This window comes from Streptomyces sp. NPDC001744, from assembly GCF_042892575.1.
Lineage (GTDB): Bacteria > Actinomycetota > Actinomycetes > Streptomycetales > Streptomycetaceae > Streptomyces.
Window position 1 is genome coordinate 1 of record NZ_JBIAUG010000014.1, and the last position, 24,334, is coordinate 24,334.

The window sequence follows — 24,334 nt, forward strand, 5'->3', positions numbered from 1 at the left end:
CCGGAAGACGCCCCGGGACCCGCTTGGCCAAAACCCGGAAGACACCCCGGACCCACACGTCCCGAACCCGGAAGACACCCCCCCCCCCCCCCCCCCCCCCCCCCCCCCCACCCCCCCCCCCCCCCCCCCCCCCCCCCCCCCCCCCCCCCCCCCCCCCCCCCCCCCCCCCCCCCCCCCCCCCCCCCCCCCCCCCCCCGCGGCCCGGGGCCCGGCGCGCCCGTACCGCTCAGGCGTCGAGGATCTGGCCCTCGCGCCTGACGACGGGCGGCTCGACGGACCAGGGGAAGTTGATCCAGTCGTCCGTCTTCTTCCACACGTACTCGCACTTCACGAGGGAGTGCGACTTCTCGTAGACGACGGCCGAGCGGACCTCGGCGACGTGGTCGACGCAGAAGTCGTGGACGAGCTTGAGGGTCTTGCCCGTGTCGGCGACGTCGTCGGCGATCAGGACCTTCTTGTCGGAGAAGTCGATCACGTTGGGGACGGGCGCCAGCATGACGGGCATCTCCAGGGTCGTCCCCACCCCGGTGTAGAACTCCACGTTCACGAGGTGGATGTTCTTGCAGTCCAGGGCGTAGGCCAGACCGCCGGCGACGAAGACGCCGCCGCGGGCGATGGAGAGGACGACGTCGGGCTCGTAGCCGTCGTCGGCGATGGACTGGGCCAGCTCGCGGACGGCGCGCCCGAATCCCTCGTACGTCAGGTTCTCGCGTACTTCACTCATGACTGCGACCGCCTCACACCTGGGTCCGATGGAAGTTCATGTACGAGCGGGAGGCCGTCGGCCCCCGCTGGCCCTGGTACCGCGAGCCGTACCGCTCGCTCCCGTAGGGGTGCTCGGCGGGCGAGCTGAGCCGGAACATGCACAGCTGCCCGATCTTCATCCCCGGCCAGAGCTTGATGGGGAGGGTGGCGAGGTTCGACAGCTCCAGGGTCACGTGCCCGGAGAAACCGGGGTCGATGAACCCGGCGGTCGAGTGGGTCACCAGGCCCAGCCGCCCCAGGGAACTCTTCCCCTCCAGGCGGGACGCGAGGTCGTCCGGGAGGGTGATGACCTCGTAGGTGGAGGCCAGGACGAACTCGCCCGGGTGCAGGATGAACGCCTCGTCGCCCTCCGGCTCGACCTCGCGCGTCAGGTCGAGCTGCTCGACGGCGGGGTCGATGTGCGGGTAGCGGTGGTTCTCGAACACCCGGAAGAAGCGGTCAAGCCTCACGTCGATGCTCGAGGGCTGCACCATGGATTCGTCGTACGGGTCGATGCGCACCCGCCCGGCATCGATCTCGGCCCGGATGTCCTTGTCTGAGAGAAGCACGCCCCCACGATACGCAGAGGGCGCGGACCTGCCCCAATCGGCAGGACTCCGCGCCCCCGGACGCTCCCCGGCGCCGTCAGCGCCGTTCGAGCTCCACCGGCACCGCGTGCCGCAACCGCGCACAGCGCGGACACCGGATGAGCCGCCCGGGCCCGATCCGCCCGGCTCCGAGCTGCTGGAGCGGGAACGAGGCGGTACTGAACACGTGCCCTTCGGCACAGCGGACGACGGTGCGCTCCATCGGACCCATCAAGTCCCTTCCCCTACACGTGCGGCGAACGAGAAGCCACCCTAGGGGATCGCGGGGCCCGCCTCCGGACGGCACTCCGCACGCGCCCCGGGACCACCGGCTTCGCCTCGTGTGGGGCATGGGGTACAGTGTGCAACGATGCGGCAGGGATCATCCGGCCGCTGCGCGGATGTAGTTTAATGGTAGAACATGAGCTTCCCAAGCTTATAGCGCGGGTTCGATTCCCGTCATCCGCTCTTGAGCGAAGCCCCAGGTCAGCGACCTGGGGCTTCGTCGTTGTCCGGGGGCTCTCCGGGCGTCGCGCGCCGGGAGCGGTCAGAACTCCAGCACCTCGCGGTCCAGCGGATAGCGCGCGTGGTGGGGGCCGTCGTGCGGTGACGGGGTGACCGGGAGGACGCCGGTCGGCTGGAGGCCCAGGTTGTCGTCCCAGATGCGGGGTTCGACCTGACCGACGACGCGGAACTTCCGGAAGGTGAACGGGGGGCTGTCGGTCGGGAAGAACTCGGGCGTGGTCATCACCTGGAAGTGGAGGTGCGGCGTGGTCGAGTTGCCGCTGTTGCCGATCAGGCCGAGGACCTGGCCGGGTTCGACGCGGTCGCCTTCCCGGACCCTGGGCGAGCCGGGCGTCAGGTGCGCGTAGAGCAGGTAGCGGCCCGGCTCGACCTCCACGGTGACGTGGTTGCCGACGGTCTCCTCGATGGGCGGGACCGGCGGCGCGACGGGCGGCGTGTTGTCCGGGATCCCGTCCTGGACCTCCACCACCCTGCCGCCGACCGCGGCGACGACCGGCTGCCGGTAGCTCAGGTAGTCGGTGAGCCGCGCGGGGTCGCCCTCCCAGGTCTGTCCCCGCTCGCCGACCCGGTACCAGTCGATCGCGAAGCGCTGCGGTACGTAGAAGCGACCGTTGATCGGGGCGAGGCCGCGCCGGTGGTGGGTGTTGCCGCAGCACGACTCGCTGGAGTACCAGGTGCCGGGACGGACCGGCGCGTCCAGGTTCAACGGCGCGGTGCGGTCGGTCCTGGTGATCTGGACCGTCTCCTCGAACGGGGAGGCACCGGAGGGGGTGAGGACGGCGCCCGAAAGGTGGTGTTCGAGGACTCTTGGCACCCGCTGACCGCGGTCGAGGACCAGGTCGAGCCAGACGACCCACTGCTGGGAGCCCGGGATGACGGTCGGCGTCGGTCCGGGGGGCGCCGGCGTGTACCCGTCCGCACCCGGCAGGGGATCGCCCACCGGGTTGGCGGCATCGGCCAGCGCCTGCCCGCTCAGCGAGCCCACCACCCGGCGCGTGCGGGCGTCCCGGACCTCGACGCGGTCCAGTCGCACCCGCGTGCTGCCGGGCAGCGCGCTCGTGGTGAGCAGTTCGTACGAGAGGTGCGTCTTGCCGTCTGTGGCGTCGAACGGCGTCGGTTCGGTCATCACGGCCGCCGTCAACGGCGTGAACCGGGGGCCGGGCGCCGGTGCGGTCGGGCCCGTCCCGTATCCGGGTGCTGTCGAAGCCGTCATCATGCCGACCGCGAGCACGGCGGCGGCGAGCCCGCGACGTAGCGGACTGCGGCCGGCGCGGTTGCGAGGGTGGCGCTCTGCCATGGTGCTCTTCCAGTCGTCGGGTCCGGGGCCGCGAAGAGCACCGGCACGCCCCGCGCCGAGGCGCAGACTCATGTAATCCGGCCGAGTGGCGTTCCCGGCGGACGGCGCCGAAGTCGGGTGCCGAACTACACCCGTCCAGCCGCACCGGACCGCCGGGTGGGAGCCGGTACGTGTCCCGTCCGTGCCCCTCCAGGGCGGTGAACAGCGGTCACCACAGGTGTGCGCAGAGCCTCCGGCCAGGACCCGCGAAGGGACTTGTCCGCAGGTCAGGGGCCATGTGGGCGACCAAAGCAGCGGTGATTCCCAAGCTTGTGGCGCGGGTTCGATTCCCGTCATCCGCTCGTGAACGAAGCCCCAGGTCAGCGACCTGGGGCTTCATCCTTTTCCAGACCTCCTGGGGCCCGCGGGCTCCGGGCCGCCAGGCGGGCCGGGCAGACTGCCTCGTGCGAACCGGGCGACACCCGAGATCGCCGGTTGGTGCCGTGAGCCCGCCTCAGTGAGCATCGCCCGCCTTCGCCGGTTGTCGTCCGCGCCCGGCGCGTTCCCCTCCGGCACCGGACCGCCGCCCAGGTCGCCGGTTGGGGTTCACTCGTGCTCCAGGCGGGACTCGAAGCTGAGGCGCCGGGTGGACTCGGGGCTGCCGAGTGCCACCGCCAGGGCAAGGCGAGAGGGGCTGAGCAGGCCCGGTGAGAGGCCGAGCGCCGCCGCAACGGCCGGTGGTAGTGGGTGTCAGGTAGGGGGCCGGGCCCACTACCACCGCAGGAGCCGAGTCAGCCAAGGACCAAGGATTCGTCCCCGAAGTCCGCCACAAGCTTGAGCTGCCCACCCAGAGCCGCCACGTAGGAGGCCAGGGTCTCGACTTCAGAGCGCCTCACCTCGCCCCTCTCGATGGCTGAGACGCGGCCCTGGGTGACACCCAAGATCTCCGCGACCTGGTTCTGCGTGATGTGCTGACGCTTCCGCACTTCCGCCAAGCGGTACGCCCGAACCTCGGCAAGCATCTGCTGCGTCCCCGCCTCGATCCTTGCCTTCTCTTCGGGTGTGAACGCGAGATCTTCCTTAAGGTCGTCCCACGAGGTGGCGCCGCTCTTATCGGTGGTCATGTCTGCGTCTCCTCTCGGTAGATCGCGTATGCCGCTTCGGCCTGTTTGATCGCGCTCGGGTACCAGGTCTGCCAATTCCCCGACTTGTCGCCGCCGACCAGGATCACCGCGTTCCGGTCAGGGTCGAAGACGAACAACAGCCTGACCTCAGTTGATCCGGATGAGCCTGGCCGGAGCTCCTTGAGGTTCGGGAGCTTCGATCCCTTGATGTGATCGACCAAGGGACGCCCCAACGTGGGGCCTTCCTGTTTGAGGACGTCAAGGGCGCTGGCGATCTGCACCAGCGTCTCCCGGTCAGTGCGACGCAGACCATGAAGCCAGGCGAGCGCCGGCTCGATGACCTTGATCTCGTACGGCATGAGCCCCTCTGGTCGACTAATACCCCTGCATAGTATCACCTACGCGTAATACTTGCAGTTGATCCCGCGGCGACGCCCCCTTGCGTTCACGCGGACCAGTCAGGGCCGGATGCGGGCCAGCGGTCCACCCTGCGGGGACGGCGATCACACGGACAGTGGTGCCGTCCCGCCGACACCCCCTCTCGTCGGTCCGCCGCACGAACAGCTCCGGAAGACCCACCTCCCGCGGATACGCCGGCGCCAGCCCTTCACACGAAGCCCGCAGATCACCGACCGACCCGGAACTCTCACCCACCCGACTCACCCACCTCGTCAGGCGCGCCGTTGCGTCAGGACAAAGAACGTCCACATGGACCGCACCGCCGACGATCCCGCAGCAGCGCTCGATCGAGTGGGGCCCGCTCTCGGCCGACCGAGGAACTCGATCCGGCAGCCCGAGACTCCGGGCCGTGCCCCTTCCGTGCCCTTCGGAGCGGTGAACAGCGGTCGACACAGGTACCACAGAGCCAGCGACCGGCTCCGCCTCGGAGAACGTTTTCGCAGGTCAGGCGCCCGTTGATCAAGCTGGGTGTCGGTGATTCCCAAGCTTATAGCGCGGGTTCGATTCCCGTCATCCGCTCGTGAGTGAGGCCCCGGGTCACCGACCCGGGGCCTCACTGTTGCCCGGACTTCTCCGCGCTCACGTGCCCGCTGTCTGCCGTGCGGGACCTCATACGGCGTCAGGGCAGAGGCCGATCCAGAACGCGCGCCATCGGGAATGGCACCCCGGCACGGCACAGGGGCGGATTAGCGGGCCAGGAAGGCGAGGATGCGCTCGTTGACTTCCTCCGGCTTCTCGGCGAGGAGATGGTGGCCGGCGCCTTCGATCATCGCGCCGTCCGATCCGGGGGGCAGCATGGCGATGACGTCGGCGAGCGTCGCCTTGTCGACCACGGGGTCCTCGGTTCCGTGGAGGTACAGGGTGGGCTGGGAAGGCAGCTTGTCCAGCACGCGGACCATCTCCCACTGGGGGGTGCCGAACGTGGCGGCCGGGAAGTTCTGCCGGTAGAGCTCCAGGCCGAGGTGGAGCCTCTCCGGCGTGTTGAGTCCCTCCTTCATGGCCCTGCGGTCCTCGGTGGAGTCGTAGCCGGGGACGGTCCCCGTCCAGTGGTCCCAGAGCCAGTCGAGGTAGGCGAGGTCGTTGGCCGCGACGAGCTGGTCGGCTATGGCCATCTGGAAGAAGTAGAAGTGGACGTACCGCTCGATCCTGCCGGGATCCGCGCTGTCGCGGTCGTAGAACTCCAGGGGCGGGACGTCGTTGACGACGATCTTGGCCCACCGTTCGGGTGCGACCGCGGCGGCCCCCCAGGTGGTGAAGCCGCCCCAGTCGTGCCCGATCAGGACGGCGTCGGAGCCGCCGCCGAGCGCCTCGTGCAGGGCGTTGGCGTCGGCGATCAGGTCGGGAAGGCGCATGCTGCCGTCCGGCGGCAGCTGGGACGGGGCGAAGCCTCGCATGGTGGGGACCACGGCATGGTACCCCGCCCCGGCCAGCGCGGGCATGAGGTACCGGTACAGGTGGGGCGTGTCGAAGCCGTGCAGCATCAGAGCGAGCGGCCCTTCGCCTGCTTCGACGTACGCCAGGTCAAGGCCGTTGACGGTGATCCGCTTGTGTTCCATCTTCAGCTCCTCGCTACGAGAGGTCTAAAAAGAACGTTCTAACAAGCCAGACGCTAACACGGCGCTTGCGCGCCCCACAAGCTAGAACGAACGTTTTACCCAGTAGGCTCTGCCGCATGGCGACATCACCACAGCTGGGCACACGGGAGCGCATCATCCGCGCGGCCTCCCTGCTGATGCAGCGACAGGGGTACGAGGGGACCGGCATCAAGCAGATCGCCCAGGAGGCCGAGGCCACGCTCGGCTCCGTCTACCACTTCTTCCCCGGCGGGAAGCAGGCGGTGGGTGTGGCCGCGGTCCGGCACGCCGACCAGGAGTTCGCCGACCTGCTGTCGGCGTCACTGTCCGAAGAGGCCGACCCGGCGAAGGCCATCGCCGCCTGCGCCCGCACGCTCGCCCGCCACCTGCGCGACTCCGGGTGGGTGGACGGCTGCCCGATCAGCGCGACCGCGCTGGAAACCACCGGACGATCCCCCGATATCGAGAAGGCCGTCACCCTGGCCTTCCAGCACTGGCGGGACATGGTGGCTGACACACTGCGCGAAGCCGGATTCCCGGAGAACGACGCGCACGACCTGGCCACCACCGTCATCAGCACCCTCGAAGGCGCAGAACTCACCGCACAGGTCTACAAGAGCGAGACACCGCTGACGGTCGCGGGCGAGCACCTGGCCCGGCTCATCAATTCCTACAAGGGGTGAGATCCGCCCACCGTGCAGACCTCGCGAAGGACCCGCCCGAACGGCTGCGGCGACCGACGGTCAGAGGGCCGGGGCGTTGCCTACGGCGCCGTCGGCAGCGACTTGGGCGGATAGCTGCGCAGGACGAGGGAGGTGGTGACCGGTCCGTAGCGGGCGAGGGAGTCCACGATCCGCTCGAGGCGTTCGGCGTGAGAGCAGTACACGTCGAGCACCAGGCAGTCCTCGCCGGTCACGCGGAGGGTCGAGACGACCTCGGGAGTCCGGGCGGCAAGAGTGAGCGCCTGGGTCAGCTGCGCGTGGGTGGTGCGCAGCCGCACGACGGCATGGATGTTCAAGCCGACTGCGGTCGGGGCGACGACGGCGCGGTAGCCGGTGATGATCCCGCTCTTCTCCAGGCGTTGGATGCGGGCGCCGGCCGCCGGCTGGGACAGCCCGACTCGGCGTCCGACCTCCGCTCCGGTGAGCCGGCCGTCGGCCTGGAGCAGATCCAGGATGGCACGGTCGATCTCGTCGAGTGATTCCATCGTTGTCGCCCGCACTTTCTTTGAGATCACTTGCTGAGCCCGATCACCGGCGCTGATCCATCGAGGATCGCCCCGGGTGTCCCCGCGAAGTGCGGAGGCCACGAGGGAAGCGGCGGTGGACGATGGTCGCGTACGTCATCATTCCTGGGATCGATGGTTCGGATGAGGGCCACTGGCAGAGCTTGTGGGAGAAGCGGTGGGGGCCCTCGGCGGTCCGGATCGCGCCTGCCTCGTGGAACAGGCCGGACCTGTCGGACTGGGTCGCCGCGATTCAGGCCGCCTACGAGATCGTTTCCCGGCGGGACGATCAGGTGGCGTTGGTGGCCCACAGCCTTGGTTGCTGGGCGGCCGCGCACTGGCTGGAGCAGGCGCGACCCGACACGGTGGCGGCGTTCCTGGTCGCGCCTCCCGATCCCCGGGGGCCGGCGTTCCCGCGCGGGGCCGCGCCGACGTTCGCGGGTCTGTCCGCTCGCCCCTTGACGTGCCCGGGCCTGGTGGTGTCCAGCGACGACGACCCCTACTGCGAGCCGAAGACGTCCGCCTCCTTCGCACACGGGTGGCGAGCACGAGGTCACCTCCTCGAAGGCCACGGCCACATCAATTCCGGCAGCGGCCTCGGTCACTGGCCGGCGGGCCTGGACCTCCTCTGCGGGCTCGTCGACAGCTGAGACGGCCCACCTGACGCCGAGGCCCTCCGCGTCGCTGCGGAGAGGGGGACCGTCGACGCGGCGGGCTCAGGCGGCCTCGAGGGAGTCGATCCAGGCGATCAGGCGTGCGCCCGCACGGTCCATGACCCCCGGATCCCGCAGGGCGTTGGCCAGCAAGGGCATGCCCTGACATGCGCCCACCAGGGCAAGGGCCAGCCCCTCGGGATCCGGCTGGCCGAGCTCGCGGAACTGATCCTCCACCCAGGTCAGCAGGATCCGGACGACCCTGCCCGCTTCGACGTCCAGGCCACCTTGGTCGCGTTTTCCGAGCTCTGCGGCGAGAGTGCCGGTCGGGCAGCCACCACCTTCGCCGACTGGGCCAAGCGCAACGCCGCCGCCTTCACGTGACCAAGCCGCTTCCATCCTGAAGGGTCGCGGGTCGGGAGCGAGGGAACGGCCTGGGTGCCCGTACTGATCCTGAGGGTGGGACGCCTGACTCCGCCCTCCTCGCCCCTCGGAGGGCGCCTCAGCCGCTACCCGGCGCGCGGCCGGGCGTACCAGGTCCGGAACGCATAGCCGGAGACCTGCCGCGCGATGCTTCCCCTGTCATTCGGACCGGATACGCCCAGTCGTGAAAGCCTCGGCCGGCACCGTGCCCCAGCCGTGCCCTTCGAAGCGGTGAACAACGGTCAACGACGGCTCCCAGGGGGCGTGACAGCACCCCCGATCACGGGCCATACGCGCAGGTCAGAGGGCATGCTGATGGTCTGGGCGTCGGTAATTCCCAAGCTTGTAGCGCGGGTTCGATTCCCGTCATCCGCTCCATAGCAAAGCCCCAGGTCAGCGACCTGGGGCTTCGTTGTGTTGTGAGCTCGTGACCCGCACATATCGTTGCGGCGGTCGGACCGGTGTCCTCTCCATGGGCTGGGGGCTCCGGAGCGGAGGAGTGGGGCGCGAGGGACGCGGGGAGCGTGCGATGACGTGGGAACTGGATTCTTACCGGGGTGAGTTGACCGGCCACTGTTACCGGATGCCGGGGTCGTACGCGGAGGCCGAGGACGCGGTGCAGGAGGCTCTGGTCCGGGTCTGGCGGAGCGTCGAGCGGTTCGAGGGCAGGTCGTCCCTGCGGTCGTGGGTGTATCGCATCGCCACGAACGTGTGCCTGGACGCGCTCGCCGCCGGGAAGCAGCGGGCGTTGCCGATGGACCTTTCGGCGCCGTCGGACGGCGCCGTGCCTCCGGGGGCTCCGGCGGGCGACGTGCTCTGGGTCGATCCCCTGCCCGGTAGCGATCCGGGGGTCGCGGTGACATCCGCCGAGTCGGTGCGCCTGGCGTTCGTCGCCGTGCTCCAGCACCTGCCGCCCAGGCAGCGGGCCACGCTGGTCCTGCGGGACGTCCTGGGATTCTCGGCCCGTGAGGTCGCCGACCCGCACGGCTTCACCGTCGCCTCCGCCAACAGCGCCCTGCAACGGGCCCGCGCCACGCCGGCCGAGCGCCGGAAGGAAACCGGCGGACTCGGCTCCCCGGCACCCGGCGGCGTCCGGCGGGCCCTGGCCAAGCGGTACGCCTCGGCGTTCTCCCGGTACGACATGGAGGAGTTGAAGCTCCTGCCCCACGTCGACGCCACGCTGTCGCTGCCGCCGTACGCCAAGTGGATGCGCGGGACGGACGACATCGAGGCGTGGCTGACCGGACCGGCCGTCGGCTGCCGCGGCTCGTGCCGACCGTGGCGAACGGCTCCCCCGTGTTCGGCCAGTACCGGCCCCGTACGGACGGGACCGGCTACGAGCCCTGGGCGCTCCAGGTCGTCGAATTCTCCGGCGACCGCATCGCGCACATCATCGCCTTCCGCGACACCGCGCGCCTCTTTCCCCTGTTCGGCCTGCCGGAACGCCTGGGTGAGGAAGCCGGCCCCGGCGCCCCGGCCTGATCACCTGCCGCTGCCCCCGGCGAGGGACGGACGACGAGGGGGAACGAGGCCGTCGCGGTCCGTGCCCGCCGGAACGGCGGACGGCCGGGCCTCGGGCCGGCGGCCGGCCGGAGCGGTGGCCAGGCGGGCCGTCACCGCGCTCAGCCACAGCAGGCCGAGTCCGGCGCCGGCGGTGAAGGCCAGGACCGAGGTGGCCGAGGCCGTGAAGCCGGCGAGGACGGCCAGGGGGACGAGGCGGGACGCGACGGCCCAGCCCCGCAGGCCCCGGACGGCGAGCGGACGGGCCAGGACGAAGAACGCGGCGCACAGGGCGAGGTAGCCGATCATTCCGCCGAACATGTGGGCCGCACCGTGCCCGCTCATCACGGTCTCCTCGGGCGCCCCGACGGGAAAGCCTGCCCCGGCGTCGGCCGGGAAGGCCGCAGCGGCCCAGAAGGAGACGCCGAACACGCCCACCAGGGCCGGCCCCCACGTCGCGCCGGGACCGCCCCGCAGCATCCGCCGCAGTCCGGCCGCACCCGCGATCAGCAGCGTTCCGGTGAGCACGAAGCTCACCGTCTGGATCCAGCCCGCCGCACCGAGGGCGAGCTGGCTGATCGCGTTCCGGGTGAAGTCGAAGCCGTCCCGCGCGAACCCCTGGGCGAGACCGGCCGCGAGGAAGAGCGGACCCGCCCCCGTGCCACCGACCGCGGCCCACCGCGCGGCGGATACGGCGGAAAGGGCGGGGTGGGGCGCGGTGAGCGTGTCGGTCATGGCGGGGCCTTCCTCGCTTCGTCGTTGTCACCCCTCCGACCGACGACGGGGAGCGGACTCATCGCTCCTGTCCGTGTGCACCGGGTCACACGCCGACCGGAGCTTCCTGGCGCGTCCCTCCGGAAGGGCCGCGCCACAACGTGCCCGTAGAGGCGGCCGACAGCGGACGACGGACGAGGGAACCGAAGGGACGACGACGCATCGACATCGATCCGGTTCTTCCGCCGCGCAGGTCCTCCGTGCGGGTCCACGTGCCGGGTGATTCCCACGCCTGTGACGCGGGTTCGATTCCCGTCTTCCGTTCGTGCCGGGGCACGAGCAGCGGTCGGGGGCCGCACTCCGCGCCGGGTGTGCGGCCCCCGGCGCGGGCGGTGACGAGGTTCAGCCGCCGTACGGCACGGTGATGAGTTCCATGGCGTGGCCCGCCGGGTCCATGAAGTACACGCCGCGGCCACCGTCGTTGTGGTTGATCGCGCCGGGCTGCTTCCGCTGGGGATCGGCGTAGTGCTCGATGCCGCGCTGTGCGATCTGCGCGTACGCCGCGTCGAACTCCTCCTCGGAGATCAGGAAGGCGTAGTGCTGGGGGGTGATGCTGTCCGCCGGGACGGTGGCGAAGTCCAGCGTGACGCCGTTGCCCAGGGCGATCGCGATGAACGGGCCCCACTCGGCGGTGATCTCGAGATGGAGCAGATTCGCGAAGAATTCCGCGGACTCCCGGTTGTCCCGGGCGTGGACGATCGTGTGGTTCAACTCGACTGACAAGGAATGCCTCCGAAGGCATGTCCCGACACCTCCATGCCTCACCCAGCCGGTGACCGACACGCGATGTCGCCGCAGACCATAGCCCCGTCCGTCCGGTGAAGCAAGGGGAGTTGACGGGGCCGCAGCCGCGCCGGCGGGGGCGGGGTCACAGCAAGCGGTCGACCAGCCCGTCGACGTAGTCCGGGGTCAGCGGGCCCATGCCGAACAGGACGCGGATGTACATCGGGGCCAGGACGTGGTCCAGCACGTCGAGCACGTCGGGTGCCTCCTCGCCGCGTTCGCGGGCGCGGTCGAGCATCGACCGCAGTTGCCGGGTGCGTGCGGCGCGGAGCTCCTCGGCCGCCCGCGCGCCCCGCTCGCCCCTGCCGGACAGGGCGACGGCCAGGTGCAGTACCGCGGGGCCGTCGGGCCCGGTGATCTCGCGGGCCACTTGGGCCGCGTACGTGCGCAGGTCGCCGGCGAGGCTCCCGGTGTCGGGCATCGGCGACCGCGCGTCGAGGCGAGTGAGCGCCACGTCGGCGAGCAGGGCCTCCAGGTTGCCCCACCGGCGGTAGACGCTGCTGTCGGCCACGCCCGCGCGGGCCGCGACCTCGCCGACGGTGAAGTTGCCGTAACCGCGTTCGCCGATCAGGTCGGTGACGGCCTGGTGCACCTGGGCGCCGACGCGGGCGCTGCGCCCGCCGGGGCGCCGGGTTTGCTGTCGCTCGTTCACCCCACCACCTTAACGCAGTTCCCACTTGCGTTTACGGGTCGACCTTCCCTACAGTCGCTTAACGCAGCCACTGGCTGCTTTAGCTTGCTCAGTCGTACCACCGCCCGCGTCGCACCGGCCGGGTCCGACCAACGATCGAAGGGGGATCCCGATGACGGCACCGCACGCGGCCCCAGCCGGCCGGTCCAACCGGGCCGTGCTGCTCGCGGTGACCTGCCTGGGCCAGTTCATGGTCCTGCTCGACAACACGATCGTCGGAGCGGCGCTGCCCGACATGCGGCAGCGGCTGCACACGGAGTTGACCGGCCTGCAGTGGATCGTCGACGCGTACGTCCTGCTGGTCGCCATGCTGCTGCTGTCCGGCGGCGTCTTCGCCGACCGGTTCGGCCGCAAGCGGGTGTACCTGACCGGCGTGGCGGTGTTCACCGCCGCGTCGGTGCTGTGCAGCCTCGCGCCCTCGCTCGGCTGGCTGGTCCTCGGCCGGGCGCTGCAGGGCGTCGGGGCGGCGGCGCTGAGTCCCGCCTCGCTGGCCCTGCTCGCCGCCGCCCATCCCGCACCGCGGGAACGCGTCAGGGCGATCGGGCTGTGGGCCGGGCTCAGCGGAATCGGTCTGGCCGCCGGCCCCGTGGCCGGCGGCGTGCTGACGGACGCCTTCGGCTGGCCCGCGATCTTCCTGGTCAACCTGCCCGTCGGCGTGGTCCTGCTGCTGGTCGGCCGGCGCCACCTCGACGAGTCCCGCAACCCGGGCGCCCCAGCGATCGACATCCCGGGCACGGTGCTGTCCGTCCTCGGCGTGGGCGTGCTCACCTACGGGCTGATCGAGGGCGGTGCCCTCGGCTGGACGTCGCCGGTGATCCTGGGGAGCTTCGCCGCCGCGGTGACCCTCCTCGCCGCCTTCGTCGCCGTCGAAGCGCGTCGTCCCGCACCGATGCTGCCGCTGCGGCTGTTCCGGCAGCGGCTGTTCACCGTGTCCCACACCGCCATGACCGTGGTCGGGTTCGCGCTCATGGGCTCGTCGTTCTTCTTCTCCCAGTTCTTCGTGTACGTCCAGGGCAGCTCGATCCTGCGCGCCGGACTGCAGACCCTGCCGCTCTCCCTCGCCATGGTGGTCGTCAGCCCGTACGCGGGCCGGCTCGCCGCCCGGTACGGGTTCCGAGGCGTGGTCACCACCGGCCTGGCCCTGGCCGGCCTGGGCCTCCTCGCGCTGGGCGCGGTGCACGCCGACACCGGGTACGGGAACGTGTGGTGGCGGCTGGGCCTCGCCGGCACCGGCTTCGCGCTCACCCTGTCCCCCCTGACGGGAGCCGCCGTCCAAGCAGTCGGCCCGCAGGAAGGCGGCCTCGCCTCCGGCATCAGCAGCACCACCCGGCAGATCGGCGCGGTGCTCGGCGTGGCGGTGCTCGGAGCCGTCGTCCGCGCCCGCCAGTCCGGCGGCGCCTCCTTCGAGACCGGCCTCGACAGCGCCTTCTTCGCGGCCGGCGCCGTCACCCTGGTCACCGCCGTGTTCACCGGCCTGGGGCCGGCGAGGTCCACGTCCGCGGAGTCCAAGCCCGTGGAAGACCCCGCGGCCCCGCGCCGTACCACCGGGCCAGGTGCGATCACCGCTTCGGACAGGGCGTCCGCCGACAGCCCGGGCCAGAACGAGTCACCCGCCGACAGCCCGAGTTGAACCAAAGCCGTCCCCCGTCCCGTTTCCGCCGCCCCCCGGTCACCCCCTCCCCGAGGAGAATCACCTTGTCGCCCGACCCGACCACCCTTCACCCGCTGCCCGCGCACGAACGCGTGGTGTTCCTCAAGCCGCTGGTCACCTCGCCGAACATCACCGTGGGCGAGTACACGTACTACGACGATCCGGACGGCGCCACGGAGTTCGAGCACCGCAACGTCCTGTACGCCTACGGCCCCGAGCGCCTGATCATCGGCAGGTACTGCGCGATCGCCACGGGAACCACCTTCCTGATGGCCGGCGCCGCGCACCCCGCCACGGGAGTGTCGACGTACCCGTTCACCATGTTCGGCGGCCGGTGGGCCGAGGAGACCCTGGACATCGTCACGTCCATGCCCAGCCGTGGCGACACGGTCGTCGGCAACGACGTCTGGTTCGGCTACCGGGCGACCGTCATGCCCGGCGTGCGGATCGGGGACGGCGCGATCATCGCGGCCGGCGCCGTGGTCACCGCCGACGTCCCGCCCTACACGATCGTCGGCGGCAACCCTGCCAGGCCGATCCGGCGACGCCACGACGACGCCGACGTCGAACGGCTGCGGCGCGCCGCCTGGTGGGACTGGCCCGCCGACCTGGTCACCGCACACGCCCGCACCCTCATGGCCGGAACCCCGGCCGACATCGAACGCATCGCCGCCGGTCCCGACGGCGCCCTGCGGACCGCGCCCGAGACCGGCGCGCCCGCCCGCGTCACCCCGCCGGACGACACCGTCTGAACGGCCCCCGCCCCGCACCGCCGACAGCGGTCGCCCGTACGGCGACCGGAGAGGAACCTTCGTGAAGTACGCACTCGTGATCTTCGAGACGGACGAATCCCGCCGCCGGATCCAGGCCGACCGGACCGCCTACCGCAAGGAGTACGAGGACTGGATCGGCGGCCTCGCCGCGGCCGGGAAGCTGGTCGGCGGCGAGGCCCTGGAGACCGGGCACACCGCCCCGGCGACGGTGCGCACCCCGGCCGACGGGACACCGGTGGTGACCGACGGGCCCGCGCACACCGGCGAGGAGACCCTCGGTGGCTGGTTCGTCGTCGACGTCACCGACCGGGCGGAAGCCATCGAACTGGCCAAGAGCCTTCCCACCCCGGAGACCGTCGAGATCCGCCCGGTCCTCGAATCCGCCTGAACGGCACGACTCCGAAGCACCGAGCCGGAACGGTCCGCCCGCAGACCGTTCCTGCAGGTCAAACGCCCTTCGCGTGCCCAAGCGCCAGAGGATTCCCGCGCTTGTGGCACGGGTTGGACTCCCGTCCTCCGCTCCCCGGCGAAGTCCCGGGCCGGCGCCCTGGGGCCGGCGCTTTCCGGTGAGACCCTTCTCCGCCACCGTGCGCTGCGGACGCGAACGGCCGTGGCGGATACGCGTGGGCGCATACTGGTAGGGATGACAAAGCCCAGTGCACCGAAGCGCTTCTTGCCCACCAGTCCCTTCAAAGCCCCGGTCACGCCGCCTCCCCAGCAGTTCGCCGTGGGCGACCAGGTCACACACGACGTGCACGGCCTCGGCCGGGTCACCGGTATCGAGAACGGGACGGCGGCGGTCGTGGATTTCGGCTCGGTGCAAGAGCGGATCGTGAGTCCGTACGCCAAGATGACCAAGCTGTAGGGCCGCCGTGCCCGGTCACAGCCGACCAGATCCGTTCATGGACCCGCAAGGAAGAGGACCTCTGCCATCGACCTGACCTCGCCGTTCTCCGCTCCGGCAGAAGCGTCCCCCCGCGCCGCCGCGGCATCACCGCGTCCCACCACGAGCCCCTTCCGGGCGCCCGACTTCGGGGAGGTCGAAACCTTCCCGTTCGACGAGGACGCGCAAGCGTCCGCCTCCGGCACGAGTGCGGCTCGGCGCGGGACGCGCTAGCCCCCGATCGTGACGGCGGCGTCGGCATCGTGACCCGGCCGCCGCCGGGCTTCGCGCGGGGCGCGAACGTGCCGGCGCCCTCGCCCGGGCAGAGGCGGAGGGCGCCGGACCCCCGTCGCTCCCCGGCGGCCGTCCTCCGACGGCTCGCGCGCTGATCCGCGTACGGGCGGGCCCTGCCCTGCCCCGTGCTCCGGGGGCGTGCGGAACCGGGGCGGACGCCGTCGGCCGGCCGGGCGACCGTGCCGCGGCGTGCCGCCGGCTGCGGCGCGTCAGCTCCGCGCGGTGTCGTCGTCCGTCCGGTCGGCGCCCTCGGCCGTGCCCGTCTTCTCGCGCATCTTGCGCACCAGCTCCGCCTTCCGGTCGGCGGCGCCCTGACGGTCGAGGTTGCGGTGCGGGCCGTTGTTCTGCCGTTCGGCGCGGGACAGCTTCTTGCGCTGGCCGCCGCCCTGGCCCACGGGGTTGTTGATGTTCTTGCTGTCGGTCACGGATTCTCCCGGTGTCGTGGAGTGGGGTACGGATCCATCGTGCGGGACGGGCGCGGCGGCGTCGAAGGACATCGGCAGGGGCCCCTCACGCCCTCACCCGTGGATCGGCGTCCAGAAGAACACGCCAAGGACGTTACCCGGTTCGGCGGGCCCTGCACGCCGGGCTCCTCGTCGCCCCGGCACCGGCCGGGCGTCCGGGGCCGACCCGCGCCCACCGGTGGTCACCGCCCGCCCGGAGCCGGGACCGCCGCCTTCGCCGATGTGCTCCGCACGGCGGTTCCCGACGGACGGCCGTGAGGCCGCGGGACGCGTGCGGCGCGGGGGTCAGCCCAGGGTGAGCCGGCGGACGCCGAGCCGTTCGATCCGTGCGGCTTCCGCTCCGTCCAGGGGTTCCCGGCCGGTGACCTTGCGCAGGAGGCGGGGCCGGTTCCCTCCCGGCTCGCCCGCCGCCCCGGCGTGCTCCGCGCCGAGGATCAGCTCCGCCACGGCGTCACCGGCCGCCGGGGTGAGCCAGGCGTCGCGTCCGAGCGCGTCGGCCAGGTCGAGGCCGTGGAGGGCGACCTCCACGACGCGGGTGAGGAGGAACTCCGACAGGAGCATGGCGTCGCCGTGGCGCGTCCGCACGGTCCGGCCGGCCGGCCGGTCCCCGCACAGCCGGGCGGCCCGCCGCCAGGTCGCGGCGAAGTCCTCGGCGGCGTCGGTGCCGTCGGCCCACCGCGCCGCGCGGTCCTCGGCCGCCGTGACCCGTGTGCGGTTGGAACGGGGCGAGAAGCGGTCGTCCGGGCGGTAGTACTCCGCCGCCGAGATCTCCGCCCCGCCGGGGGCCGGCGCGGCCAGCACGTCCGGAAGCCGGTCGATCACCACGCACACGTGCCCGAGGAGGTCGCGCACGGTCCACGGAACACAGCGTGTCGGAAGGGTCCAGTCGGCCCCGGAGAGTCCGGCCACGGCACCGGCGAGGGCCTCGCACTCCTGCCGGAACGCTTCGCGCACCCGGTCGTCGTTCACGCCGCGTGTCCCCCGCCCGTCCGCCGCTCCGCGTCCCGCGTCCCCTCGCCGCACCCGTCCCCTCGCTGCGTCCCGTCGGCGGTGGCGGTGGCGGTGGCGATCCCGTCCGGCATGAAACGGCTCCTGTTCCTCCGGCCGCACGGCCGGGTCCCGTGGCGGACAACGACATCTCGTGTTCCCGCTTCTCCCTCGCCGATCCGTGCCTCACACCCCCGACCCGCCTCCCGCGTTCCGGCCGGTCCGCACGCGCGCCGGAAGCCGACCCGTTCGCGGACGGCCGGGAGGGGACGCGGGGCGGGAGCCGGGGCGAGAGCCGGGTTTCCCCGTCGATCGCCCCGTCGTCATGCGGCCTTCCCCGTCGAACTCCCCCGGGTACGCGGTAAGTTCCCCACCATGACCGAGCCCAGGACCCTCCTCCTGCCGTCCGGCCCGACGGCGACCGAACGGCTCGTGCTCCGCGCGTCCGAGGCCCGGGATCGCCCGGTGTTCGTCGAGCTGTTCGCCTCGCCCGAAGTGGGGACCCACATCGGCGGCGCCCGGCCCCGCGACGAACTCGAACGCGCGATGCCCGAAGTGCCCGGCCGGCGCCCCGGCTGTTTCGTCGCCGAACTCGACGGGAGGATGATCGGCCTGGTCACCCTCGACCCGCGCGACGCCGGACGCCGCGGACACGTCCGTCCCGAGGCGGGGGAGACCGAACTCGGCTATCTGTTCCTGCCCGGGGCGTGGGGGCACGGATACGCCTTCGAGGCGTGCGCGGCGGTGCTCGACCGGTTCGCCGGGGTGCGTCCCGGCGAACCCGTGGTGCTCTCGACCCGGAGCGCCAACGTCCGCGCGATGCGCCTCGCGGCGAAGCTGGGCTTCACCGAGGTCGAACGGTTCGAGGAGTACGGCGCCGAGCAGTGGTTCGGCGTGCGCTTCCCGCCCGCACCGGCCCCACCGACCGCACCGGCCTGATCGGAACGGCACCAGGATCGGAACCGCGCCGACGCCCGGTCCCGGAGGCCACCGCCGTGGCCGGGTCCGGCGGTGACGTCCGGAAGCCGCGCCTTCCGGAAACCGTGCCCTCCGGAAACCGCAATGTCGAAAACTCGCCAGCGGAAGGGCTGTTGGGCCTGGTGCAATACCGTTCATGACCACTCAGCACGACAGCGCCGAGCTGTTCCACGCCCTGCACGACCCCGCCGCTCCCCTGGCGCTGGCCAACGCCTGGGACGCCGCGAGCGCCCGTCTGATCCAGGACGCCGGAGCCCGCGCGATCGCCACCACCAGTGCCGGCGTCGCCTGGGGCCTGGGAGCGGCGGACGGCAACCGGCTCGACCGGGACGGGGCCGTCGCCCTGATCGCCCGGGTGGTGGGCGCGGTGTCCGTCCCGGTCACCGCCGACATCGAGAGCGGGTTCGGCGCGACCCCGGACGAGGTCGCCGAGACCGTCGCCCGGGTCGTCGCCGCCGGGGCCGTCGGCATCAACATCGAGGACGGGCACCCGGACGGCGGCTCCGTGCTGCGCCCGTCCGCCGAGCAGTGCGCGCGCGTCGCCGCCGCCCGTGCGGCGGCGGAAGCGGCGGGCGTACGGCTCTACGTCAACGCCCGGGTGGACACGTACCTCCTCGGCGCCGGGCCGGAGGAGACCCGCCTCCAGGAGACCCTGGACCGCGCCCGCGCCTGTCTCGACGCCGGGGCCAGCGGCATCTTCGTCCCCGGCGTCACCGACCCCGGCACGGTGGCCGCCCTCACCGCGGGCATCCCGGCCCCGGTGAACATCCTCGCCGGTCCCGGCGCCCCGACCGTGGCCGAGCTGGCGAAGCTGGGCGTCGCCCGGGTCAGCCTCGGCTCCTCGGTCGCCCAGGCGGCGTACGCGACGGCCCGCCGGGCGGCGGCGGAGCTGACCGCCACCGGCACCTACACGTCCCTCGCGGACGCCGTCGACTACGGCGAGCTCAACGCCCTGATGGGAGCCCGGGGTTAGACGCGCCTCCAGTTCCGGGGCGCGGGGCCAGGACGTCCGACCGACGGGGCCCCCGCCCCGGCCGGGGACGAGGAGCGCGGCGGCCCGCACGGCGCGCTCCCGCTCAGCCCGCCGCCCGCGCGACGAGCGCGGCGATCCGCTCCTCGACGGCGGGGGTCGGGGCCGTCAGGGCGAAGGCGGTCGGCCACATGTCGCCGTCGTCGAGGGCCGCCGCGTCGTTGAAGCCGAGCGTGGCGTACCGCGCCTTGAACTTGTACGCGCCCTGGAAGAAGCAGACGACCTTGCCGCCCCTGGCGTACGCCGGCATCCCGTACCAGAGCTTCGGCGTCAGCTCCGGGGCGGTCGCGCGGACGACGGCGTGGACCCGCTCGGCGAGGACGCGGTCCGCCTCCGGCATCTCGCCGATCTTCGCGAGGACGTCGGCCTCCCCGTCGGTCCCGGCGGCACGCGGGCTCCGGCGCGTGGTCGTCCTCAGCTCCCGGGCGCGCTCCTTCATCGCGGCGCGCTCCTCGACGGTGAAGCCGTCGTGGTCCTTCTCCCCGCCGGGCGTACCGGCGGCGGCGGAGGTCGTGGCGGTCGTGGCGGTCCTGGCGGTCATCGTCTTCTCCCCTTCCGCGGTCTCCGCGGTGCTTCGTCGGTGTGTCTCCGTGCAGGGGGCCCGCTCCCGCGGGCGCTTCCCGGGAGCCGGCGGGACCGGCTCCCGGCCGTACGCCCCCGTCACGCGCCCCGCACCCCGGGGAGGCGGCGCGCGGCCGCCCGGTGGTAGGCGTCCGGCGGTGTGCCGACCAGTTCGGTGAAACGGGCGCGGAAGGCGGACGGCGGCAGGAGGCCGACCAGTCCGCCCAGTGCGGCGTCGCCCGGGTCGCCGTGGTGCAGCAGCGTCCTCGCGCGTTCGACGCGCCGCGCCGTCAGGTAGGCGTGCGGCGGGGCGCCGTACGCGAGCCGGAACGCGCGGCTGAGGTGTCCGGGCGCCATGCCCGCGCGGCGGGCCAGTTCCCCGACGTCCAGCGGACGCGCGTACTCCCGGTCGATCAGGTCGCGGACGCGGCGCAGGCGCGCGAGGTCGTCCAGGTGCCGCGCTACGGCGCGGGCGCGGGCCCATGCGGGGTGGCACACGGCGTGCTCCTTCCGGCCCGGCGGGTCAGCGGACTTCCTGGATGCGGATCAGGTTGCCCGCCGGGTCGCGGAAGGCGCAGTCGCGGATGCCGTACGGCTGCTCCGTCGGCTCCTGGACGACCTCGGCGTCGGCGGCCCGCACCTTCTCGAAGGTGGCGTCGAGGTCGGGGGTGGCCAGCAGGATCCAGCCGTACGTGCCCTTGGCCATCATCTCGGTGATGGTGCGGCGCTCCTCCTCGGTGATGCCGGGGTCCATGGCCGGCGGCGCGAGCAGGATCGACGTGCCGGGCTGTCCGGCCGGTCCGACCGTGATCCAGCGCGTCCTTCCCTGGCCGACGTCGCCGCGCACCTCGAAGCCGAGGGCGTCGCGGTAGAAGGCCAGGGAGGCGTCCGGGTCGTCGTGCGGAAGGGCGGTGGTGTGAATGGTGAGGTCCATGCGCCTCACGCTAGACGGGGGCGGCGGTCCCGCGCTTCTCCGATCCTGACCGGTTCCGGACGGCCCGGGGAGGACGCGGGTTCCGGTCCCGGCGGGCCGGTCCGCTCAGTGGTGGAAGGCCGTGCGGTCCTCGTCCGCCGGCCTGCCGCGCGTCAGGCGCTCCAGGGAGTGGCGCATGTCCCGGGCCAGCAGGTCCACCTCGTCCCGGCCGATGCCGTGCCGGATCAGGACCCGCTGGACGACGGTCTCCTGCCGGTCGGCGGGCAGCGGGTAGGAGGGCACCTGCCAGCCGCGCATCCGGAGCTGGTCGGAGAGGTCGTACAGGCTGAAGCCCGCGCCCGCCGGGTCGGTGAGGGTGTACGAGACGGCGGGCAGCGCGCCCCTCCCGTCGTAGAGCAGGGTGAACGGGCCCATCTCCGCCACCTGCCCGGCCAGGTACCGGGCGGTGTCCGCGCACGCCTGCTGGACGAGCCGGTAGCCCGTGCGGCCCAGGCGCAGGAAGTTGTAGTACTGGGCGACGATCTCGCCGCCGGGGCGGGAGAAGTTGAGGGCGAAGGTCGGGAGGTCACCGCCGAGGTAGTCCACGTCGAACACCAGGTCCTTCGGCAGCAGGTCCCCGGTGCGCCAGACCGCCCAGCCGACGCCGAGGGGCGCGAGGCCGTACTTGTGGCCGGACGCGTTGATGGAGGAGACCCGTTCGAGGCGGAAGTCCCACACGAGGTCCCGGTGGAGGAAGGGCGCGACGAAACCGCCGCTCGCGGCGTCGACGTGGACGGGGACGTCGAGGCCGGTCTCCCGCTGGATCCGGTCGAGTTCGGCGGCGATCTCCGCGACCGGCTCGTAGTCGCAGGTGAAGGTGACGCCGAGGATGGCGACGACGCCGATGGTGTTCTCGTCGACGTACTCCCGCAGCTGGTGGGGACGCAGGCCGGTCGCCCCCTCTTCGAGGGGGACCTGCCGCAGTTCGACGTCGAAGTAGCGGGCGAACTTCTCCCAGCAGATCTGTACGGGCCCCGCGACGATGTTGGGCCGGTCGGTGGACCGGCCCTCGGCCCGGCGGCGCTCGCGCCACCGCCACTTCAGCGCCAGGCCGCCCAGCATGGCGGCCTCGCTGGAACCGGTGGTGGAGCAGCCCATGGCGCCGCCGTCCGCGACCTCCGGGGCGTTCCACAGATCGGCCAGGATGTTCACGCAGCGCGCCTCGATCTCGGCGGTCTGCGGGTACTCGTCCTTGTCGATCATGTTCTTGTCGAGGCACTCGTCCATCAGCCGGCGGACCTCGTCGTCCGACCAGGTCGTGCAGAACGTCGCCAGGTTCTGCGCCGCGTTCCCGTCGAGCAGCAGCTCGTTGTGGAGCAGCGCGTAGACGACCTCGGGGAGGGAGGGCTCCTCGGGCATGCGGTACTTCGGCAGGACCCGCTCGCTGAGCGGCGAGGCGAACACGTCCGTCGCCCTGCCGCCGCCCGCCGGGGACCTCGTCTCGTGGAGCGCCACGGTCTCCCCTTCGCTCACCGTCACCGGCCCGTCCGTCGCGGACGGCCGTGCCCCCATCAACCCACGGGAGCGGGGACGGCGCCCGGCGACGGAGACGGCGGTTGACCCGGGCGGGTGAGGGAGGACGGGGGAGGAGGCTCCGGGGCCGGGGCCGGTCCGGGATCGGGGGGCCGGGGCCGGGATCGGGGCCGGGCACCGCGCCCTCTTCGCCGCCTTGACGGTCCCCACGCCTCCGACCTGCGGTTCCGTACGGCGGCCGGGGCGGGGGTTCGCCCGTTGGAGGGGTGACGAAGCGGCCTCCCGCGCCGTGCGCGCCCCCTCCTCCCGGGCCCGCCGGGCCGCCCGTACCTCTTCTGACCTGCGAGGACTCCCTGCCGTACGAGGATGATCCCGGCTGATCGGGCGGATACCGACACGACGGGACAACCAGTACGTTCCGGCGGAACCGGATCACGGTGGCGCCGGGTCGTCCCGGCACCGTCCCGTCCCGGACCGACCACCGAAAGGCGACCCCGTATGACCCTGACGACCCCCACGAGCGGCACGAGCGGCGCCCGCGGCGCGGACGAGGCCGGCACCGGAGCGGTGCGGGCGGGTGCCGACGCTCCCGCCGCCGACCTCGCCGACGGTCCCACCGGGAACCCCGCCGACGGCCACGACCCCCGCGACGACGCCCACGTCCGCGCCCACGACTCCTACGACGACCTCCCCGAACGCCTCGTCGGCTACCCGGCCGTCTTCCACGCCCTCGGCATCGGCTCCTCCGCCGTCCGCACGGTCCTGGACCACGGCTGCGGGTCCGGCAGGGCCGCCGCCCGGATCGTCGCGGCCTCGGACGCGCGCGTCGTGGCCGCCGACGCCTCGCCCCGCGCGCTGGCCCTCGCCCGCGAGCGGCGCCCGCACCCCCGGATCGACCTCCGCCGGATCGAGGACGGCCGGCTGCCGTTCCTGGACGACGGCTCCGTGGACGCCGCCATGTCCTGCTTCGTCTTCGCCGCCGCCGGCGAGACCGGGACCCTGCACGACATCGCCGCCGAGGTCCACCGCGTCCTGCGCCCCGGCGGCCGGTACGCCGTGCTGGACGTCAACCCGCGCAGCGCCGGCATCCGCTTCTCCACCTTCCGCAGCGGCGAACCCGGCCGCGTGTACACCAAGGGCGAGCCCCGGCGGACCCTGCTCGACCGGCCGGGCGGCGGCGCCCCGCTGGAGCGGTCCGACCACCACTGGCCGTGCCAGACCTACCTGGACGTCCTGGGCAAGGCCGGTTTCACCGACCTCGACGTCCACGAACCCGTGCTCCCCCGCCACTCCGCCCTGCTGGGGAACGATCCGGCGGAGGCGGACCATCCGCCGTTCCTCGTCGTCTCGGGGACGAAACGGTGAACCGGCGAACCGGTGAACCAGCGAAACGGTGGACCGGCGAACCGGCGGCCGGGCGGGGCCGGGGCGGCGCCCGCCCCGTGAGAGCCGACCGGAAAAAATCTGCATCCGCGAAGTAAGAATTCGGCACCAGGCGCCGTGAGGATTTCTCACCGGTCCACACGGAAAGCATTGACCACCCCACAATGCTCCGCCCACCGTGCTACTGTCGATAGAAGTTGCAGTTGTGGTTCCCAAAGCTTGAGGCATTTCCGGTCTTTTCCGGTTGGGGCAATCATCGCGGCGACACGGAGTCCGCACGGTGTGGATTCCGAGCACTGCCCCGAAGGAGAATTGACATGGCATCTGGCACCGTGAAGTGGTTCAACGCGGAAAAGGGCTTCGGCTTCATCGAGCAGGACGGTGGCGGCCCCGACGTGTTCGCCCACTACTCGAACATCGCCTCGCAGGGCTTCCGTGAGCTCCAGGAAGGCCAGAAGGTGAACTTCGACATCGCGCAGGGCCAGAAGGGCCCGACGGCCGAGAACATCGTCTCCGCCTGAACATCGACGCCCAGCGCTGACGCCG

27 protein-coding genes, 1 tRNA gene and 1 pseudogene are annotated in these 24,334 nt (G+C 72.3%); 12 read left to right on the forward strand and 17 right to left on the reverse strand.

Features of this window, described 5'->3' with window-relative positions:
- Positions 1–226 precede the first annotated feature (226 nt).
- On the reverse strand, positions 227–724 hold the full coding sequence (locus tag ACFYZY_RS17895; RefSeq protein ID WP_388694800.1) for a phosphoribosyltransferase: 498 nt from the start codon (positions 722–724) through the stop codon (positions 227–229).
- 13 nt (positions 725–737) lie between these two features.
- Positions 738–1,313, reverse strand: a complete 576-nt coding sequence (gene dcd, locus ACFYZY_RS17900; RefSeq protein WP_388694802.1) for a dCTP deaminase — start codon at positions 1,311–1,313, stop codon at positions 738–740.
- A gap of 415 nt (positions 1,314–1,728) precedes the next feature.
- On the opposite strand from dcd, the gene ACFYZY_RS17905 reads away from it, so the two are divergent.
- Positions 1,729–1,799: transfer RNA gene (locus tag ACFYZY_RS17905), tRNA-Gly, on the forward strand.
- A gap of 79 nt (positions 1,800–1,878) precedes the next feature.
- On the opposite strand, the gene ACFYZY_RS17910 is transcribed toward ACFYZY_RS17905, so the two are convergent.
- The 4 genes from ACFYZY_RS17910 to ACFYZY_RS17925 form a co-directional block, all read right to left on the reverse strand.
- Positions 1,879–3,153 (reverse strand): M23 family metallopeptidase, encoded by a 1,275-nt coding sequence (locus ACFYZY_RS17910; protein WP_388694804.1) that lies wholly within the window; start codon positions 3,151–3,153, stop codon positions 1,879–1,881.
- Between the two features lie 770 nt (positions 3,154–3,923).
- Entirely contained in the window at positions 3,924–4,256 is a 333-nt protein-coding gene (locus tag ACFYZY_RS17915; RefSeq protein ID WP_388694805.1) for an XRE family transcriptional regulator, read from the reverse strand.
- Positions 4,253–4,615 (reverse strand): type II toxin-antitoxin system RelE/ParE family toxin, encoded by a 363-nt coding sequence (locus ACFYZY_RS17920; RefSeq protein WP_388694808.1) that lies wholly within the window; start codon positions 4,613–4,615, stop codon positions 4,253–4,255. Before ACFYZY_RS17920 ends, ACFYZY_RS17915 begins: the two co-directional genes overlap by 4 nt.
- 786 nt (positions 4,616–5,401) lie before the next feature.
- The gene (locus tag ACFYZY_RS17925) at positions 5,402–6,271 is read right to left on the reverse strand and encodes an alpha/beta fold hydrolase (protein ID WP_388694810.1); all 870 of its coding nucleotides are present in this window, start codon (positions 6,269–6,271) and stop codon (positions 5,402–5,404) included.
- A 116-nt stretch (positions 6,272–6,387) separates the two neighbouring features.
- Between ACFYZY_RS17925 and ACFYZY_RS17930 the strand changes: the two genes are divergently transcribed.
- Complete coding sequence (locus tag ACFYZY_RS17930) at positions 6,388–6,972, forward strand: TetR/AcrR family transcriptional regulator (RefSeq protein ID WP_388694812.1); 585 nt, start codon at positions 6,388–6,390, stop codon at positions 6,970–6,972.
- Between the two features lie 80 nt (positions 6,973–7,052).
- Here ACFYZY_RS17930 and ACFYZY_RS17935 read toward each other — a convergent pair whose 3' ends face one another.
- On the reverse strand, positions 7,053–7,496 hold the full coding sequence (locus ACFYZY_RS17935) for an Lrp/AsnC family transcriptional regulator (RefSeq protein WP_359674712.1): 444 nt from the start codon (positions 7,494–7,496) through the stop codon (positions 7,053–7,055).
- A gap of 122 nt (positions 7,497–7,618) precedes the next feature.
- Here ACFYZY_RS17935 and ACFYZY_RS17940 point away from each other — a divergent pair, with 122 nt between their 5' ends.
- A complete protein-coding gene (locus ACFYZY_RS17940; protein WP_359674711.1) occupies positions 7,619–8,164 on the forward strand; it encodes an alpha/beta hydrolase in 546 nt (181 codons plus the stop codon).
- A gap of 66 nt (positions 8,165–8,230) precedes the next feature.
- Here ACFYZY_RS17940 and ACFYZY_RS17945 read toward each other — a convergent pair whose 3' ends face one another.
- The gene (locus ACFYZY_RS17945; protein ID WP_388694816.1) at positions 8,231–8,566 is read right to left on the reverse strand and encodes a hypothetical protein; all 336 of its coding nucleotides are present in this window, start codon (positions 8,564–8,566) and stop codon (positions 8,231–8,233) included.
- Positions 8,567–9,119: 553 nt separating this feature from the next.
- On the opposite strand from ACFYZY_RS17945, the pseudogene ACFYZY_RS17950 reads away from it, so the two are divergent.
- Positions 9,120–10,072 (forward strand): annotated as a pseudogene (locus tag ACFYZY_RS17950) (sigma-70 family RNA polymerase sigma factor).
- On the opposite strand, the gene ACFYZY_RS17955 reads toward ACFYZY_RS17950, so the two are convergent.
- From ACFYZY_RS17955 to ACFYZY_RS17965, 3 genes are all read right to left on the reverse strand, one after another.
- The gene (locus ACFYZY_RS17955; protein ID WP_388694818.1) at positions 10,073–10,825 is read right to left on the reverse strand and encodes a DUF998 domain-containing protein; all 753 of its coding nucleotides are present in this window, start codon (positions 10,823–10,825) and stop codon (positions 10,073–10,075) included.
- 381 nt (positions 10,826–11,206) lie between these two features.
- The gene (locus tag ACFYZY_RS17960) at positions 11,207–11,587 is read right to left on the reverse strand and encodes a VOC family protein (RefSeq protein WP_388694821.1); all 381 of its coding nucleotides are present in this window, start codon (positions 11,585–11,587) and stop codon (positions 11,207–11,209) included.
- Positions 11,588–11,732: 145 nt separating this feature from the next.
- Positions 11,733–12,299, reverse strand: coding sequence for a TetR/AcrR family transcriptional regulator (locus ACFYZY_RS17965; protein WP_388694824.1), 567 nt, complete (start codon positions 12,297–12,299; stop codon positions 11,733–11,735).
- Positions 12,300–12,450: 151 nt separating this feature from the next.
- Between ACFYZY_RS17965 and ACFYZY_RS17970 the strand changes: the two genes are divergently transcribed.
- The 4 genes from ACFYZY_RS17970 (at position 12,451) to ACFYZY_RS17985 (ending at position 15,627) form a co-directional block, all read left to right on the forward strand.
- Complete coding sequence (locus tag ACFYZY_RS17970) at positions 12,451–13,968, forward strand: MFS transporter (protein WP_388694827.1); 1,518 nt, start codon at positions 12,451–12,453, stop codon at positions 13,966–13,968.
- A gap of 65 nt (positions 13,969–14,033) precedes the next feature.
- Positions 14,034–14,741, forward strand: coding sequence for a CatB-related O-acetyltransferase (locus tag ACFYZY_RS17975; protein ID WP_388694830.1), 708 nt, complete (start codon positions 14,034–14,036; stop codon positions 14,739–14,741).
- Between the two features lie 61 nt (positions 14,742–14,802).
- A complete protein-coding gene (locus tag ACFYZY_RS17980) occupies positions 14,803–15,150 on the forward strand; it encodes a YciI family protein (protein ID WP_388694832.1) in 348 nt (115 codons plus the stop codon).
- 255 nt (positions 15,151–15,405) lie between these two features.
- A complete protein-coding gene (locus ACFYZY_RS17985) occupies positions 15,406–15,627 on the forward strand; it encodes a CarD family transcriptional regulator (RefSeq protein WP_388694835.1) in 222 nt (73 codons plus the stop codon).
- A gap of 521 nt (positions 15,628–16,148) precedes the next feature.
- Here the strand turns inward: ACFYZY_RS17985 and ACFYZY_RS17990 are convergent.
- The gene (locus ACFYZY_RS17990) at positions 16,149–16,364 is read right to left on the reverse strand and encodes a DUF6243 family protein (protein ID WP_388694838.1); all 216 of its coding nucleotides are present in this window, start codon (positions 16,362–16,364) and stop codon (positions 16,149–16,151) included.
- Between the two features lie 324 nt (positions 16,365–16,688).
- Positions 16,689–17,372: a maleylpyruvate isomerase family mycothiol-dependent enzyme gene (locus tag ACFYZY_RS17995; RefSeq protein WP_388694841.1), complete on the reverse strand. Its 684-nt coding sequence runs from the start codon at positions 17,370–17,372 to the stop codon at positions 16,689–16,691.
- Positions 17,373–17,765: 393 nt separating this feature from the next.
- Here ACFYZY_RS17995 and ACFYZY_RS18000 point away from each other — a divergent pair, with 393 nt between their 5' ends.
- Both ACFYZY_RS18000 and ACFYZY_RS18005 read left to right on the forward strand, forming a co-directional pair.
- Positions 17,766–18,329, forward strand: coding sequence for a GNAT family N-acetyltransferase (locus tag ACFYZY_RS18000; protein WP_388694844.1), 564 nt, complete (start codon positions 17,766–17,768; stop codon positions 18,327–18,329).
- Positions 18,330–18,504: 175 nt separating this feature from the next.
- Positions 18,505–19,341, forward strand: coding sequence for an isocitrate lyase/phosphoenolpyruvate mutase family protein (locus tag ACFYZY_RS18005; protein WP_388694847.1), 837 nt, complete (start codon positions 18,505–18,507; stop codon positions 19,339–19,341).
- 103 nt (positions 19,342–19,444) lie between these two features.
- Here ACFYZY_RS18005 and ACFYZY_RS18010 read toward each other — a convergent pair whose 3' ends face one another.
- The 4 genes from ACFYZY_RS18010 to ACFYZY_RS18025 form a co-directional block, all read right to left on the reverse strand.
- The gene (locus ACFYZY_RS18010; protein WP_388694850.1) at positions 19,445–19,939 is read right to left on the reverse strand and encodes an iron chaperone; all 495 of its coding nucleotides are present in this window, start codon (positions 19,937–19,939) and stop codon (positions 19,445–19,447) included.
- A 119-nt stretch (positions 19,940–20,058) separates the two neighbouring features.
- Positions 20,059–20,457, reverse strand: coding sequence for a helix-turn-helix domain-containing protein (locus ACFYZY_RS18015; protein WP_388694853.1), 399 nt, complete (start codon positions 20,455–20,457; stop codon positions 20,059–20,061).
- 25 nt (positions 20,458–20,482) lie between these two features.
- On the reverse strand, positions 20,483–20,893 hold the full coding sequence (locus tag ACFYZY_RS18020) for a VOC family protein (protein WP_388694856.1): 411 nt from the start codon (positions 20,891–20,893) through the stop codon (positions 20,483–20,485).
- A gap of 105 nt (positions 20,894–20,998) precedes the next feature.
- Entirely contained in the window at positions 20,999–22,387 is a 1,389-nt protein-coding gene (locus ACFYZY_RS18025; protein ID WP_388695165.1) for a glutamate decarboxylase, read from the reverse strand.
- 516 nt (positions 22,388–22,903) lie between these two features.
- Between ACFYZY_RS18025 and ACFYZY_RS18030 the strand changes: the two genes are divergently transcribed.
- Positions 22,904–23,770 carry a class I SAM-dependent methyltransferase gene (locus ACFYZY_RS18030; protein WP_388694859.1) on the forward strand — a complete coding sequence of 289 codons (867 nt, stop codon included), beginning with the start codon at positions 22,904–22,906 and terminating at the stop codon, positions 23,768–23,770.
- A gap of 335 nt (positions 23,771–24,105) precedes the next feature.
- On the forward strand, positions 24,106–24,309 hold the full coding sequence (locus ACFYZY_RS18035; RefSeq protein WP_030206327.1) for a cold-shock protein: 204 nt from the start codon (positions 24,106–24,108) through the stop codon (positions 24,307–24,309).
- The last annotated feature ends 25 nt before the right edge of the window (positions 24,310–24,334 follow it).

What these genes read in the sequence shown, in the direction of transcription:
- ACFYZY_RS17930 (WP_388694812.1), top strand. Translation starts at nt 6,388, where the DNA reads ATGGCGACATCACCACAGCTGGGCACACGGGAGCGCATCATCCGCGCG.
- ACFYZY_RS17925 (WP_388694810.1), bottom strand. Translation starts at nt 6,271, where the DNA reads ATGGAACACAAGCGGATCACCGTCAACGGCCTTGACCTGGCGTACGTC.
- ACFYZY_RS17895 (WP_388694800.1), bottom strand. Translation starts at nt 724, where the DNA reads ATGAGTGAAGTACGCGAGAACCTGACGTACGAGGGATTCGGGCGCGCC.
- ACFYZY_RS17945 (WP_388694816.1), bottom strand. Translation starts at nt 8,566, where the DNA reads ATGGAAGCGGCTTGGTCACGTGAAGGCGGCGGCGTTGCGCTTGGCCCA.
- ACFYZY_RS18020 (WP_388694856.1), bottom strand. Translation starts at nt 20,893, where the DNA reads ATGGACCTCACCATTCACACCACCGCCCTTCCGCACGACGACCCGGAC.
- ACFYZY_RS18010 (WP_388694850.1), bottom strand. Translation starts at nt 19,939, where the DNA reads ATGACCGCCAGGACCGCCACGACCGCCACGACCTCCGCCGCCGCCGGT.
- ACFYZY_RS17910 (WP_388694804.1), bottom strand. Translation starts at nt 3,153, where the DNA reads ATGGCAGAGCGCCACCCTCGCAACCGCGCCGGCCGCAGTCCGCTACGT.
- ACFYZY_RS17970 (WP_388694827.1), top strand. Translation starts at nt 12,451, where the DNA reads ATGACGGCACCGCACGCGGCCCCAGCCGGCCGGTCCAACCGGGCCGTG.
- ACFYZY_RS17920 (WP_388694808.1), bottom strand. Translation starts at nt 4,615, where the DNA reads ATGCCGTACGAGATCAAGGTCATCGAGCCGGCGCTCGCCTGGCTTCAT.
- ACFYZY_RS18005 (WP_388694847.1), top strand. Translation starts at nt 18,505, where the DNA reads ATGACCACTCAGCACGACAGCGCCGAGCTGTTCCACGCCCTGCACGAC.
- ACFYZY_RS17915 (WP_388694805.1), bottom strand. Translation starts at nt 4,256, where the DNA reads ATGACCACCGATAAGAGCGGCGCCACCTCGTGGGACGACCTTAAGGAA.
- ACFYZY_RS18000 (WP_388694844.1), top strand. Translation starts at nt 17,766, where the DNA reads ATGACCGAGCCCAGGACCCTCCTCCTGCCGTCCGGCCCGACGGCGACC.
- ACFYZY_RS17985 (WP_388694835.1), top strand. Translation starts at nt 15,406, where the DNA reads ATGACAAAGCCCAGTGCACCGAAGCGCTTCTTGCCCACCAGTCCCTTC.
- ACFYZY_RS17955 (WP_388694818.1), bottom strand. Translation starts at nt 10,825, where the DNA reads ATGACCGACACGCTCACCGCGCCCCACCCCGCCCTTTCCGCCGTATCC.
- ACFYZY_RS18035 (WP_030206327.1), top strand. Translation starts at nt 24,106, where the DNA reads ATGGCATCTGGCACCGTGAAGTGGTTCAACGCGGAAAAGGGCTTCGGC.
- ACFYZY_RS18030 (WP_388694859.1), top strand. Translation starts at nt 22,904, where the DNA reads ATGACCCTGACGACCCCCACGAGCGGCACGAGCGGCGCCCGCGGCGCG.
- ACFYZY_RS17935 (WP_359674712.1), bottom strand. Translation starts at nt 7,496, where the DNA reads ATGGAATCACTCGACGAGATCGACCGTGCCATCCTGGATCTGCTCCAG.
- ACFYZY_RS17940 (WP_359674711.1), top strand. Translation starts at nt 7,619, where the DNA reads ATGGTCGCGTACGTCATCATTCCTGGGATCGATGGTTCGGATGAGGGC.